At 46.8% G+C, this 14,994-nt stretch carries 11 protein-coding genes; 9 read left to right on the forward strand and 2 right to left on the reverse strand.

Annotated features, from left to right (window positions below; genetic code table 11):
- The first annotated feature begins 8 nt into the window (after positions 1-8).
- Both K401_RS0114280 and nagZ read left to right on the forward strand, forming a co-directional pair.
- The gene (locus K401_RS0114280) at positions 9-1,151 is read left to right on the forward strand and encodes an exo-beta-N-acetylmuramidase NamZ family protein (protein ID WP_024293582.1); all 1,143 of its coding nucleotides are present in this window, start codon (positions 9-11) and stop codon (positions 1,149-1,151) included.
- 16 nt (positions 1,152-1,167) lie between these two features.
- The gene (gene nagZ / locus K401_RS0114285) at positions 1,168-2,697 is read left to right on the forward strand and encodes a beta-N-acetylhexosaminidase (RefSeq protein WP_024293583.1); all 1,530 of its coding nucleotides are present in this window, start codon (positions 1,168-1,170) and stop codon (positions 2,695-2,697) included.
- A gap of 246 nt (positions 2,698-2,943) precedes the next feature.
- Here the strand turns inward: nagZ and K401_RS0114295 are convergent, their stop codons facing one another.
- Both K401_RS0114295 and K401_RS0114305 read right to left on the reverse strand, forming a co-directional pair.
- Complete coding sequence (locus K401_RS0114295; RefSeq protein WP_024293585.1) at positions 2,944-3,966, reverse strand: phosphodiester glycosidase family protein; 1,023 nt, start codon at positions 3,964-3,966, stop codon at positions 2,944-2,946.
- Positions 3,967-4,124: 158 nt separating this feature from the next.
- On the reverse strand, positions 4,125-4,703 hold the full coding sequence (locus K401_RS0114305; protein WP_024293586.1) for a hypothetical protein: 579 nt from the start codon (positions 4,701-4,703) through the stop codon (positions 4,125-4,127).
- Positions 4,704-4,881: 178 nt separating this feature from the next.
- Here K401_RS0114305 and K401_RS0114310 point away from each other — a divergent pair, with 178 nt between their 5' ends.
- The 7 genes from K401_RS0114310 to aspS all read left to right on the forward strand — a co-directional run bounded on the left by K401_RS0114310 (position 4,882) and on the right by aspS (position 14,889).
- Positions 4,882-5,940: a GtrA family protein gene (locus K401_RS0114310; RefSeq protein WP_024293587.1), complete on the forward strand. Its 1,059-nt coding sequence runs from the start codon at positions 4,882-4,884 to the stop codon at positions 5,938-5,940.
- A gap of 218 nt (positions 5,941-6,158) precedes the next feature.
- Entirely contained in the window at positions 6,159-7,151 is a 993-nt protein-coding gene (add, locus tag K401_RS0114315) for an adenosine deaminase (protein ID WP_024293588.1), read from the forward strand.
- Positions 7,152-7,226: 75 nt separating this feature from the next.
- Positions 7,227-9,533 carry a RelA/SpoT family protein gene (locus K401_RS0114320; RefSeq protein ID WP_051152978.1) on the forward strand — a complete coding sequence of 769 codons (2,307 nt, stop codon included), beginning with the start codon at positions 7,227-7,229 and terminating at the stop codon, positions 9,531-9,533.
- A gap of 55 nt (positions 9,534-9,588) precedes the next feature.
- Entirely contained in the window at positions 9,589-10,233 is a 645-nt protein-coding gene (locus K401_RS0114325) for an MBL fold metallo-hydrolase (RefSeq protein WP_024293590.1), read from the forward strand.
- A gap of 25 nt (positions 10,234-10,258) precedes the next feature.
- Positions 10,259-11,713, forward strand: a complete 1,455-nt coding sequence (gene hemZ / locus K401_RS0114330; RefSeq protein WP_024293591.1) for a coproporphyrinogen dehydrogenase HemZ — start codon at positions 10,259-10,261, stop codon at positions 11,711-11,713.
- Between the two features lie 79 nt (positions 11,714-11,792).
- The gene (hisS, locus tag K401_RS0114335) at positions 11,793-13,052 is read left to right on the forward strand and encodes a histidine--tRNA ligase (RefSeq protein ID WP_024293592.1); all 1,260 of its coding nucleotides are present in this window, start codon (positions 11,793-11,795) and stop codon (positions 13,050-13,052) included.
- 46 nt (positions 13,053-13,098) lie between these two features.
- A complete protein-coding gene (gene aspS / locus K401_RS0114340) occupies positions 13,099-14,889 on the forward strand; it encodes an aspartate--tRNA ligase (RefSeq protein WP_024293593.1) in 1,791 nt (596 codons plus the stop codon).
- Positions 14,890-14,994 lie beyond the last annotated feature (105 nt).

The raw sequence follows: 14,994 nt of genomic DNA on the forward strand, positions 1-14,994 counted from the left end.
GGGACAATATGGTAAAAAACGGGATCGATTGTGTGGACCGCTGGCATAAGGTCTTAGGCGGAAAACGCCTGGGCCTGATCACTTCTGTTTCAGGCGTTGACAGTGATTTGAATTCTGCTGTGGACATTTTACATAAAAAATATCGGCTGACGGCCTTATTTGGGCCGGAGCACGGAGTCAGGGGAAATATAGGAGCAGGCGGCGATGTAGAGGATTACATGGATCCGGATACCGGATTGCCGGTATACAGCCTGTACCGGAGAAATTCAAAAAGGCTGACCAGGGAAATGTTAGATCAGGTGGATGCCGTTGTATATGACATTCAGGATTTAGGGGTCAGATATTATACCTATATATCAACCATGATCTATGCACTGGAAGATTGCGCAAGGTTTGACAAGGAGCTTATTATCCTGGACCGCTGCAATCCTCTGGGGGATTTGGTGGAGGGCAACTGCTTAAAGCCCGGATTTGAAAGCTTTATAGGAGCATATCCTCTTTGCATGCGCTATGGCCTTACGGTAGGAGAACTGGCCCTTATGGTAAATGGAGAGAAAAACCTTGGCTGCCGGCTCACGGTAATTCCCTGTGAGGGCTGGAACCGGCATGCCATGCATCCGGAAACCGGTCATGTGTGGGTGATGCCCAGTCCGGCAATGCCAAGATATGAGACTGCCCTTGTGTATGCAGGTGCCTGCCTTTTTGAAGGAACAAATATTTCAGAGGGAAGGGGAACTGCGGCGCCTTTTGAAATCATCGGCGCGCCATTTATAGAAGCAGGAAAGCTTGTGAAATATATGACAAAGAAAAAGCTTCCCGGCGTATTGTTTTCTCCGGCCTATTTCACTCCGTATTTTTCAAAGTTTAAGGGAGAAGCCTGTGAGGGAATCCATATTCACGTTACGGACAGCCGGGCTTTCCGTTCCGCGCTTTGCGGATTGGAGCTTCTTGATGCCATCCGGACCATTTATGAAGACAGCTTTGCATTTCTTGATCCTCATGAGGGAAGCACCAGGCCAATGGAAGATCTTTTGTTAGGATCGGATCAGCTGACAGGGAAAACAGCTTCAAAAGAGGAACTGCTGGCTGAATTTGAAAGGGATGCGGCAGCATTTTCTGAACGCAAAAAAGCATTTCATCTATATAAATGAAAGGGGGGAAAGGAGCATGAGGGAAAAGACATTAAAACAAAAGATCGGACAGATGATCGTAGCCGGTTTTCCTGCCGGGGAATTAAGTAAAGATATGATACGCCTGGTAAGAGAGCATCAAGTGGGAAACGTTATCTTATTTTCCCATAACATTGAAAGCAGAGACCAGCTGAAGGGACTTTGTGACTCCATTCAAAGGCTGATAAAGGAAGAAACAGGAGAGTATGCCTTTATTACCATTGACCAGGAGGGGGGAGTAGTAAGAAGACTTCCGGAAGGATCGGTCAATATACCGGGAGCAATGGCTCTTGCACAGACCGGGGATAAGGAACATGCATACGAGGCGGCACTCCTTACCGGACAGGAATTAAGAGAGCTGGGGATCAATTTCAATCTTGCTCCGGTTCTGGACATCAATAACAATCCCCACAATCCGGTGATCGGTGTGCGAAGCTTTGGACCGGACAGTGCCGTGGTGACTGAATACGGCTGTGAGATGGTGAAAGGGTATCTGGATTCCGGGATCATGTGCTCTGTAAAGCATTTTCCGGGACACGGGGATACGGCAGTGGATTCCCATCTTTCCCTGCCCTGCATCCAAAAATCCTATGAGGAGCTGGAACAGGAAGAACTGATTCCGTTTAAAGAGGCATTCCGGCATGGAGCTGCGGCTGTGACCCTTGCCCACATTCTGTTTCCAAGAATTGAAAAAGAAAATTTACCGGTAACCATGTCGGAAACCATGATCCAGGGAATTTTAAGAAACAGGCTGGGCTTTCAGGGACTGGTGATTTCAGACTGCCTGGAAATGAATGCCATCAAAGAATATTTTGGTACTGCGTTGGGGGCTAAAAAGGCCATTATGGCAGGAGTTGATCTCCTATTCATTTCCCATACGGCGGATCTTGCGGCAGAAGCGGCAAGGGAAATAGAAAAGGCGGTGGAATCCGGTGAGATCCCCATGTCCCGGATTGACGATGCCGTGGAACGGATCCTGGCATATAAAAGAAGATATGGGTCAACCAATACAGATATTGGAAAGAAATCCCAGAAGGATCCGGGTAAGTTTGTAAAGTCACTGTATCGTGACAGCATACGGTTTACCAACCGGGGAAAAGGTTATTGCCATCTGCTGGGAGAAAATCCTGTATTTTTAAGCTGTTATGCTTATCGTTCCACACTGGCCTCCAGCCGTGTAATGGAGGATCTGCTGTTTGCCTCATTTATGCAGGAAAGGTTTGGAGGAGATTCCTATTCATTTTCCATAGATCCGGATACCGGGGAGATAAACGGAATACTGGAAAAAGTAAAAAGTAAAGGATATACGGACCTTGTGCTGGGCACCTACAACGGGCATTTAAACCGTGGACAGAGTGTCCTTGCAAAAGAACTGGAAAAATTAGAGATCCCCATGGTTATGGCAGCGTTCCGGAATCCCTATGATCTGGATGAAGTCGGTGATGAAGTCGATAAAATAGCTGCATATGAATACAGCAGGCAATCCTTTGAGGCGGTGGTTCCGCTGCTGAAAACAGTGCGGCTGTAAAAAGGATAATTCTATGAGGCTGCATAGGGCGCGTTTAAAATAATTCTTTCTCATTTCTGCACCTCTGCCAGAGGAATGAGGCGGAGGTGATCAGGGATGAGATGCAAAAAAGAATGAAAATCACATCTGTAATATCATTATTCAGAAAATTCATTCTGGGATTCAGCTGGTCTAAGACCCAAAGCGTGCCCATAAACAGGGCAAGTATAAGGGTCAAATGAGGCCATAGGAATGTATGCCATCTTTTCATTGTATGGAAGCTTCCTTTCTAATGTAGATGATATCGCTGATGGAACGTCCTCCGTCTGCCGGTTGATTTATGTAATTACCCTGATATACCATGGCAGAGGATTTGCCTCCGTCCAGATTATAGGCAAGAGTACAATTCTCATAGGCCATAATCTGCGCCAGCTCACTCATGGTAGCGCCCTTGGAATATCCGGGATTGCGGCCATCCACAAGTACGAATTTATAATGTCCCGGTGAAACATAACCAATGGCGCACCGGGGATTCCTGTTGTTTAAATAAGAGGTGGTCTGGAAGGAATCCCTGACATTGCCTTGATTCAATAAGGAAGGCCCAAAGTTCCAGGCCTGCCATACATCCGATTCCATAATCTGTTCCTGATCAAATTCCTCCGGTGTATAAATTTTCATGGTTCCATCCAGGAATAAGATACATATTTCTGCGTCATTGGTATCTGAACGGTATAGGATCCCGTTTCTTATTACAATTCCTGTCTCATTATTTCCGTAAGAATCACCTGATATGGCCAGCATTGCGTTGTTGTCCTCTGCCATTTGAAGTGTGGATTCCCTTAAGTTTTTGCCAAAAACTCCTTGGGCAAAAGCTGTTTTCAGCTGCCCGGTGGAAGAAAGATAAATATCTGCGGTGTAATATGTGATCTTATCATTCCCTTCTCCCAGTTCACTTTTTACGATATTTAGCTGCAGGCCATTATTTTTGTATTCTGCCAGAACCGTATCTGCTTTATCGGTAAACACTAAGCTGCTGTTTTCTGAGGCAATGGATTTTGTGTCGGTATTGCCGCTTTCCCGGCGGGACCTTCCTTTTTTAGGAGAGGTTTGATCCTGGGATTCAGGCAGTTCAAAAGTCTGTTTTTCTGCCGATTCCTCGCTGACCATGTTCCTGCCGGTGTTGTCTTCTTTGCGCGGAAGAATGTAAAAGTACAGGAGAAAGATAAAAATCAAAAGAAGAGCCGAAAGGAAATCGATCAATATATATTTTATAAATCTTTTTTTATTCATGAGAAATATCCTCTAAGTAAACATCTCGTGCCAATGTCAGGTTTAGATCTGCAGGACCCGGCGAAACAGGAATGTACGAAGTCATTCAGTCAGCCGGTTATTTTCAAAAGATTTGGTCAGGAAGGACCGCCTGCAGAATGCATGCAGGCGGAATACGGTTAATTCATGATGCTGATACCGGAAACAGTATCTCCATCCAATGTAATGCGAACCACAGTGTCTACGGTCAGATCAGAAACAGATGCACTTTCTTGTTCCATGCCTTTCGTAATGACAGCAGAATCAGGAATGGTGTAGGTTTTGGCTTCCCCGTCAAAGTTCATTTCCAGTTTCCTTTTTTCCCTTTCTGCGGAACCTGCCTGCCCGCTGTTATCTGCCGGCTTTTCAGGAAGGGAGGCATTTTCCTCTGGTTTTTCAGGAAGGGTCATTCCATCTGCAGGTTTTTCAGGGGGAGTTATTCCATCTGCAGATTTTTCCGGCGGAGCCGTGCCGTTATTCCTGCTATCCTGATCCGGGGCACCGTCTGGTTTTTCCCCTTTGTCTGCAAGAATTACCGTTATGGTCCGGTTATCAACGGAAGTGATTTTAGCCAGGATGCCGGTGTCTTTTGGAGGCTGCTCCTGTTGCTTTTCAGTCTGGGCTGCCGCCGCGGTGGTAGCATAGCTGTTCATGCTGCAGCCGGTGAGAGCCAGGATGCAGATGCCAGCACATAACAAGTTTTTTCCATTCTTTCTCAAGCTTTTCACACCTTTCAAGATTTTGATTTCAGATAGGATATATCTGATGGGGTTGATTATAGCGCACGTTACTTAAAAAGAACTGAAATATTTATATGAATTTATCCTTGGATTTTTCAGGAACATTTCAGTGACGGCAGGTATACTGCGGTTAAAAGTAAAATAAAAGAGGAAGATCATGAAAGAAGAGAAGGGCAAGATTATTATACCTGCATATGAACCGGATGAACGGCTGATACAGCTGATAAAAGAACTGTGTAAGAAGTCTGATGCAAAGCTGTTTGTGGTAAATGATGGAAGCAGCAGGGAGTCAGAAGGTTTTTTTCTGGAGTGTGAGTCCTATGCCACCGTGTTGAGCCATGACCGGAATTACGGCAAAGGAAAGGCAGTAAAAACGGCGCTGGAATACATAATGGAGCAGGATCAGAAAGGTGAAATTGTCATTGCAGATGCAGACGGTCAGCACAAAGTCCATGACATTCTTTATTTATTAAAGAAAGGCACTGAGAATAAAGACTCTCTTTTGCTTGGAAGCCGCAGCTTTCACGGGAACATCCCCTTGAAAAGCAGATTGGGAAATAAGATCACAAGGGAAGTGTTCCGGATTTTGTCAGGGAAATGGCTAAAGGATACCCAGACAGGTCTGCGGGCTTTTGACAGCGGCATGATTCCCAGGCTTTTAGCAGTTCCTGGTGAACGGTACGAATACGAAACCAATGTATTGCTGATGTGTGTAAAGGAGAAAATTGATGTTATGGAAGTTCCTGTTGAAACCGTTTATTTAGATGGAAACAAGTCTTCTCATTTCCGGGTATTAAACGATTCGGTGAGAATTTATGTGGACCTGCTGAAATTTGCAGCTTCTTCATTTATAAGCTTTTGTGCAGACTTTCTGATTTACAGTCTTATGCTTTATGCAGCCGCAGCACTTCATCTGTCTTTTGCGGAAGCGGTCTGCAATGTTTTGGCACGTATGGGAAGTGCAGTTCTAAATTATCATCTGAACAGACGGTATGTGTTTGAAGCGCAGGGAGTCTCCAGCCGCTTTGCGGTAAAATACGCGGTGCTGGCATCAGCGGTTTTGCTGGTGAATACCGTCCTGCTTGTATGGTTGGTGAAAAGCAAAGGAATCAATGGCTGGGCGGCCAAAGCCGCAGTGGAGGCCGGTATGTTTATTGGAAACTTTCTGGTACAGAAGCTTTTGATTTTCAGTAAAAAAGAGAAGGTGAATCAATAGAATATTATTCCGGCCTTTTCTGACTCATAATAAATCCGTCCGTATCTGCAAAGAATCTTAACGCGTATCGTCACATTCTGGATATTTTCCCGTACTATATAAACATTCTTTATGTTGATCCTAAATGAGGTAACAAGGGGCGGAAGTATGTTATGAAATAATTGTTACTTTCTGCGTAGTATGATAAAATGTTTTCATCAACAGAAGGAGGGATCGTTATGAAACGATTGGAAACAGACCTTCATCTCCATTTGGACGGCTCTTTATCCATTGATACGGTAAAGCTGCTTGCGGCCCAGATCGGATATGATTTTGAAGGACAGGGCGGAAGGGAAAGCCTGGTTGCAGGAGAAAACTGTGAGAGCCTGGTGGATTATTTAAAATGCTTTGATTTACCGGGGATGCTGCTTCAGACAGAAGAAGCCCTGGAACTGGCTTCCTGTGATTTAACGGAGCGTTTGGCTTCCCAGGGGCTAATCTTAAGTGAGATCCGCTTTGCTCCCCAGCTTCATATGGGAAAGGGTCTGACAAAGGAAAAGGCGGTGGAAGCGGTCATAAGAGGCGTAAAGAGAGGCGCAGGCAAGTCCCGGATAAAAGCAGGGATCCTTCTATGCTCTATGGTCAACGGGTCTGACCGGGAAAATGAGGAGACCTTTGAACTGGCCCGGGCTTATCTTGGAAAGGGCGTTGTGGGTCTGGATCTTGCAGGTCCGGAAGGGCTGATCCCCATGGAACATTTTGAGCCTCTTTTTAAGGCGGCCGGGCGGAAGGGAATTCCATTTACCATCCACGCGGGAGAGTGCGGTGATTATGAAAATATCATAAAGGCGGTCCATTACGGGGCAAAAAGGATTGGGCACGGATGTGCAGCAATCCGGTCGGAGGCATGTATGGACCTTTTAAAAAAGGAAAAGATTACCTTAGAGATGTGTGTTGTCAGCAACCTTCAGACAAAGGCAGTTCCCTCCATAGAGGAGCATCCGTTAAAGGCCTTTTATGACAGGGGAATCCGGGTTACCTATAACACGGATAATATGACTGTTTCAGATACAACACTGGAAAAGGAAGCAGAACTCATTAAGAAATACATGGGCTTTACTGAGGCAGATCTAAGACAGATGAACCGGTACGCCCTGGAAAGCGCCTTCTTGGAAGAAGGAGAAAAAGAAAAAATAATTGCATTTTTCGACAATAATAATTATAATGAATGATAACTACGTTTAAAAGCAGGTGAAAACCAGGAATGCTACAAAAAAAGGTGACGGCAAATGGCAGATAATCCTAAAATGGAAAAGAATAATATAGAAGCTTTGGAAAAAGAGCGCCCGGAGAAGCGGAAGGTGGATATTGACCTGGAAGCTCCGGCTGATTTTACCAGCCCGGACGCGCTTTATGAAGAGCTGGTCCACAGTATAAGGAGATATCACCCTTCCGATGATATTTCCATGATAGAAAAAGCATATCATATTGCGGATGAAGCGCATAAGGACCAAAGGCGCAAATCGGGTGAACCTTATATCATTCACCCTCTTTGTGTTGCCATTATTCTTGCTGATTTAGAAATGGATAAGGAGACCATTGCCGCCGGGATCCTTCATGATGTGGTAGAGGACACCATTATGTCCCTGGATGAGCTGAAAGGGGAATTCGGGGAAGAGGTGGCCCTTTTAGTTGATGGCGTCACAAAACTGACCCAGATATCCTGGTCCATGGATAAGATGGAGATACAGGCCGAGAACTTACGGAAAATGTTCTTAGCCATGGCAAAGGATATCCGCGTGATTATCATCAAGCTGGCGGACCGGCTCCACAACATGCGGACGCTTCAGTACATGAAACCGGAAAAACAGAAGGAAAAGGCAAAGGAGACCATGGAAATCTATGCTCCAATTGCCCACCGCCTTGGTATTTCCAAGATCAAGATCGAGCTTGATGATCTGTCTTTAAGATATCTGCAGCCGGAGATCTATTACGAGCTGGCGGAAAAAATATCACTGAAAAAGGATGCAAGGGAAACATTTGTAAAGAGTATTGTGGATGAGGTACAGGACCACTTAAAAACCGGCGGGATTGAAGCCAGGGTGGATGGCCGTGTAAAGCACTTTTTCAGCATTTATAAGAAAATGGTGAACCAGAACAAGACCCTGGACCAGATTTACGACCTATTTGCGGTGCGTATCATCGTGGACAGTGTAAAGGACTGTTACGCTGCCCTTGGGGTGATCCATGAGATGTATAAGCCCATTCCGGGCCGTTTCAAGGATTATATCGCAATGCCAAAGCCCAATATGTACCAGTCCCTTCATACCACACTCATTGGAAACAACGGGCAGCCCTTTGAGATACAGATCCGTACTTATGAAATGCACCGTACCGCAGAATACGGTATCGCAGCTCACTGGAAGTATAAGGAAAGCGGAAGCGGACAGGTGGCGGCTGGCAAGGAAGAAGAGAAGTTGAGCTGGCTGCGTCAGATTCTGGAATGGCAGAAGGACATGTCCGATAACAAAGAATTCCTGAATATGGTAAAGGGTGATTTGGATCTGTTCTCTGACAGTGTTTACTGCTTTACTCCCTCTGGAGATGTGAAAAATCTTCCCGTCGGTTCCACACCCATTGATTTTGCATACTCCATCCACAGTGCAGTCGGCAACAAGATGGTGGGAGCCAGGGTCAACGGAAAATTAGTGAATATTGAATACGTGATCGAGAACGGTGACCAGGTGGAGGTCATCACCTCCCAGAACAGCAGGGGCCCCAGCCGGGACTGGCTGAATATGGTGAAGAGCACCCAGGCCAAGAATAAGATCAATCAGTGGTTTAAAACCGAGCTGAAAGAAGATAACATCCTTCGCGGCAAGGAAATGGTGGACCGCTACTGCAAGACAAAGGGGATCAATTATCCTGAAATCAACAAGCCGGAGTACCAGGAAAAGGTCATGAAACGCTATGCCTTCCGCGACTGGGAATCCGTCCTTGCATCCATCGGACACGGGGGCCTAAAAGAGGGTCAGGTCATCAATAAGATGGTGGATGAACGGAATAAGAAGCTTAAGAAGGACGTTACGGACAACAGCATTTTAAATGATATTGAGGACATGAGCAGCAGGCTGCCTGTGAAGAGGCGTTCCGGCAGCGGAATCGTTGTAAAGGGAATCCATGATCTTGCGGTTCGTTTTTCCAAATGCTGCAGCCCGGTGCCAGGAGATGAAATCGTTGGCTTTGTGACCAGGGGACGGGGAATTTCTATCCACAGGACAGACTGCATCAACGTCTTAAATCTGCCGGAGGACGAACGGAACCGTCTCATTGACGCGGAATGGCAGCAGGCGGAGGGAGACGACACCAAGGAGCGGTATTCCACGGAAATCAAGATATTTGCAAATAACAGGATCGGCATGTTTGTTGACATATCCAAGGTTTTCACAGAGAGGCAGATCGACATAACCTCCATGAACTCCAGGACCAACAAGCAGGGCAAGGCGACCATTACCATGACCTTTGATACCCATGGCGTGGAAGAGCTGGGAAAGCTGGTCGATAAGCTGAGACAAATCGAAGGGGTCATAGACATTGAGAGGACTGCGGGATAACGCAGTTTTCTCTTTGTCTGAACCGGATCCGGATAAATTCATTAGGAGGCAAGTTATGAGTGATTTCAGAATAAAGGCTTACCAGGTAGGCCAGCTTGGGACCAACTGCTATGTGATGTACCGGGAGTCACTTAAAAAAGCGGTGATCGTGGACCCGGGCGGAGACGGGGCCTATATCCTGGACATGTGCAGGGAGCTTTCCCTGGCACCGGAGGCTATTTTACTGACCCATGGTCACTTTGACCACATTCTGGCTGTGAAAGATATAAAAGAGGCATTTCCTGAGGTGAAGATTTATGCCGGACAGCAGGAAAAAGGGCTGCTGGAAGATCCTGCCGTTAATTTGTCCTCTTCTTTTGGCAGGGCCTGCACGGTCAGTGCAGACGAATATGCAGAGGATGGAGCCAGCCTCTCCATTGGAGGAATCACCTTTCAGGTTTTGTTTACCCCCGGCCATACCTCAGGTTCGGTCTGTTATCTGGTCCAACCGGAAAGCGTTCTGATCAGCGGGGATACTCTCTTTTTAAGGTCCTTGGGAAGAACAGACTTTCCTACGGGAAATCAGTCCATGATCTTAAGCTCCATCAGGGAACGGCTTTTTGCACTGCCGGAGGATACCATGGTTTATCCGGGTCATGGGGGTGTGACCACCATCGGTCATGAGAAGGTGCATAATCCGGCAGCATTATACAGAGGATAGGAAGGAAGCATTAAGAGGAAAAGACATGATAGGATTAATATTAGACGACCAATCCTTTGAACAGGATATCAGGGAGCTTTTGATGGCCTTTTATCCCGGAGAGAGCTTTGTCCATAAAGAAATCCAGGAGGAAGCCTGCCGCCTTCTTGTGCGGGGAGAGACAGGGGAAGCTGCCTTTCAGCTGACTATCCGGGATTTTGAGAGAGGGATCACAAGGTCAGCCTCCGCCCAGGTGGATTTTTCCGACCGCTTTGATACCAAGAACCGGATCAAGCGGATGCTTTACGGCATGGTCCGGGAGCTTACGGAGAACTCTCTGCCCTGGGGGACTTTAACAGGCATCCGGCCGACCAAAATAGCCATGACAAAACTTTCTGAAGGATATTCGGAAAATGAAGTCCGCAGATACATGAAGGATACTTATTTGACCAGTGATGAAAAAGTGGATTTGAGCCTGGAGATTGCCGTGCGGGAGATGAAACTCATTTCTGCCATTGATTACAGCTGCGGCTACAGCTTATATATAGGCATTCCCTTTTGCCCAACCACTTGCCTTTACTGCTCCTTTACTTCCTTTCCCATCGGACAATGGGAAAAGCGTATGGAACAGTATCTGGAAGCATTATTTAAGGAAATGGATTATACTGCAGGGAAAATGGCAGGAAGGACCCTGGATACGGTCTACATCGGCGGAGGTACGCCTACTTCCCTTTCCCCTGCTCATTTAGATAAACTCATAAGCAGACTGAAAACCACCTTTGATTTTACCTGGGTCAAGGAGTTTACTGTGGAAGCAGGACGCCCGGACAGCATTACCATAGAAAAGCTTCAGGTTTTAAAAGCCCACGGCGTGACACGCATATCCATTAATCCTCAGACCATGAAGCAGGAAACCCTGGATCTCATCGGCCGCCGCCACACCGTGGATATGGTAAAGGACCGGTATTCCATGGCCAGGTCCTTAGGCTTTGACAATATCAACATGGACTTGATCATCGGCCTGCCGGAAGAGGATATGGAGGATGTGACCCGCACCATGGAGGAAATTAAGGCCCTGGGGCCGGATGGGATCACCGTCCATTCTCTTGCCATTAAGCGTGCGGCCCGCTTAAACATGTTTAAGGAACAGTACGGGGATCTAAAGATCACCAATACTCAGGAAATGATCGATTTAACTGCAGCCTATGCCAGGGGCATGGGACAGGAGCCATATTATCTGTACCGCCAGAAGAACATGGCAGGCAATTTTGAAAACGTGGGCTATTCCCTTCCAGGCAAAGCCTGTATCTATAATATTTTGATCATGGAAGAAAAGCAGACCATTGCTGCCTGCGGGGCAGGAACCACCACCAAGGTGGTATTTCCCTCTGAAAACCGTCTGGAACGGGTGGAAAATGTCAAAGATGTGGAACAGTATATTGCAAGAATCGACGAAATGCTGGAAAGAAAAGAAAAAATGCTTGCAAAATTGGAAATGTAATTTACAATAGAGGCATGATTTGTTTAAGGAAACCCGATGGACTTCCCTACAAAATTAAGAAAATAACGGAGTGAACGAAATGGCATTAAAAAAGAAACCGGTTACCGGAATGAAGGATATTCTTCCTGCCGAGATGCAGGTGCGGGAATATGTTATGAACCAGATACGTGAAACCTATGGCGGCTTCGGCTTTCATTCCATCGAGACTCCCTGCGTGGAGCACATCGAGAACCTGACCAGCAAACAGGGCGGGGACAATGAAAAGCTGATCTTCAAAATCATGAAGCGGGGAGAAAAGCTGAATCTGGAGACAGCACAGGCGGAAAATGATCTGGTTGACAGCGGTCTCCGGTATGATTTGACCGTTCCCTTATCCAGATATTATTCCAACAATGCGGCGTCTCTTCCTGCGCCCTTTAAATCCCTTCAGATGGGAAGTGTATGGAGAGCGGACCGTCCCCAGAAGGGACGTTTCAGACAGTTTGTCCAGTGCGATATCGACATCCTGGGAGATTCCACCAGGCTTGCGGAGATCGAACTCATCCTTGCCACCACCACTTTGCTTGGAAAGATCGGCTTTAAGGGATATACCGTAAGGATCAACGACCGGAATATTTTAAAGGGAATGGCTGCTTTCTGCGGCTTCCCGGAAGAGGCTTATGACCAGGTGTTTATCATTCTGGATAAAATGGACAAGATCGGAAGCGAAGGCGTTGCAAAGGAGCTGGCGGAAGCAGGGTATGACGAGGAAAATATCAAAAAGTATTTATCCCTTTTTGAAGCGTCAACTCCGGATGCTGCCGGAGTCCGCGACCTGGGCGCGACCTTAAAGGATGTGATGGATCAGGAGCGGGCAGAGAACCTGGCGGCGATTATTGACAGCGTGGGCCAGATCTCCACCAGCCAGTTCCACATCGTCTTTGATCCTACTTTGGTGAGAGGGATGTCCTATTACACCGGAACCATTTTTGAGATCCAGGTAGACGGTTTCCCAGGCTCTGTAGGCGGCGGCGGCCGTTACGATAAGATGATCGGAAAGTTCACCGGCATGGATACACCTGCCTGCGGCTTTTCCATTGGATTTGAGCGTATCATCACCATCCTGATGGAGGAAGGCTTCACGGTTCCAGGAAAAGAAGACAAGGTGGCATTCCTGATTGAAAAGGGCGCGGGCGGTGATGTGATGAACGGAGCCATCAAAGAGGCTATGGAAGAACGGGCAAAAGGTGTGACCGTTCTTGTTTCCCAGATGAATAAAAATAAAAAATTTCAGAAAGAAAGCCTTCAGAAGGAAGGATATACAATATTTAAGGAATTCTATAAAGACACGCTTAAGTAAACAGATAGGAGGAACGCCCAAAAGTATGGGCAGGAAAGAGGAAATTATGGCAGAATCAATGTTAGGCTTAAAAAGATCCCATAGATGTACAGAGGTTACAAAAGCCAATGTGGGCAGTGAAGTCACGATTATGGGCTGGGTTCAGAAAAGCAGGAATAAGGGAGGGATCATTTTCGTTGATTTAAGAGACCGTTCCGGGATCCTGCAGATCATTTTTGAGGAAAGCGACTGCGGAGCGGAAAGCTTTGCAAAGGCTGAGAAATTAAGGAGTGAGTTTGTCATCGCGGTGACAGGTGAAGTGGAAACAAGAGCAGGCGGCGTTAACGAGAACCTGGCAACAGGTGAAATTGAAGTGCGGGCAAAGAGCTTGAGGATCCTTTCCGAATCTGAAACACCTCCCTTTCCCATTGAAGAGAACAGCAAGACAAAGGAAGAACTGCGGTTAAAATACCGTTATTTAGATCTTAGAAGACCGGATATCCAGAGAAACATCAGAGTGAGAAGTCAGGTCGCTACCTTAACTAGAGCATTTTTAGCGGAAGAGGGATTTTTGGAGATCGAAACACCGACCCTCATTAAGAGCACGCCGGAAGGCGCCAGGGATTATCTGGTTCCAAGCCGTGTCCACCCAGGCTCTTTTTATGCACTTCCCCAGTCTCCCCAGCTTTTTAAGCAGCTGCTCATGTGTTCCGGCTATGACCGGTATTTCCAGTTAGCCAGATGCTACCGTGATGAGGATTTACGTGCCGACAGGCAGCCGGAATTTACCCAGATCGACATGGAGCTGTCCTTTGTGGATGTAGAGGATGTGCTGGAGGTCAATGAAAGGCTGATAAAGAAATTATTTAAAGATATCTGCAATTTTGATGTCCAGCTTCCTCTTACCAGAATGACCTGGAGAGAAGCCATGGACCGCTTTGGTTCCGACAAGCCGGATATGCGTTTCGGGATGGAGCTTAAAAATGTTTCTGAGGTGGTAAAGGATACGGAATTTGCTGTATTCAAAGGAGCATTGGAAAACGGCGGTTCTGTCCGGGGCATCAATGCCGAAGGACAGGGAGCCATGCCCCGTAAGAAAATCGATGGCCTGGTAGAATACGCAAAAGGCTTTGGAGCAAAGGGCCTGGCTTATCTGGCTGTAAATGAGGACGGAACCTATAAATGCTCCTTTGCAAAATTCATGACAGAGGAAGAGCTTCACGTTCTGGCGGAGGCAATGGGAGCAAAGCCGGGAGACTTGCTTTTATTCGCAGCAGACCGTGACAAGGTGGTATTTGACGTATTAGGCAACTTAAGGCTGGAGCTGGCAAGACAGCTTGATCTTCTGAAAAAGGATAACTTTAAGTTCTTATGGGTAACGGAATTCCCGCTGCTGGAGTATTCCGAGGAGCAGGAACGCTTTACCGCCATGCACCACCCATTTACCATGCCAATGGATGAAGACTGGGCGCTTATTGACAGCGATCCGGGCGCTGTCCGTGCAAAGGCATATGATATCGTGTTAAACGGAACAGAGCTGGGCGGCGGTTCTGTCCGTATCCATCAGAGTGATATCCAGTCCAGGATGTTTGAAGTGCTGGGCTTTACAAAGGAACAGGCTAAGGATCAGTTCGGTTTCCTCTTAGATGCGTTTAAATACGGCGTTCCGCCTCACGCAGGACTTGCTTACGGCCTGGACCGGGTGGTCATGCTGATGGTAGGCGCAGACAGCATCAGGGATGTAATTGCATTCCCAAAGGTAAAAGACGCTTCCTGCCTTATGACAGAAGCTCCTGCAGATGTGGATCCAAAACAGCTTGTGGAGCTGGGAATAGAAATCAGTGAAGAAACGGAATAAATGAGTCATGAGGGATGTCTCTCTGCCTAAAATGTCAGTTTAAGGCGGATGGACATCCTTTTTTTGTATTTATGTCGATTAAACCAATAAAAGAGCCTGATAAAG

Source organism: Lacrimispora indolis DSM 755 (assembly GCF_000526995.1).
Lineage (GTDB): Bacteria > Bacillota > Clostridia > Lachnospirales > Lachnospiraceae > Lacrimispora > Lacrimispora indolis.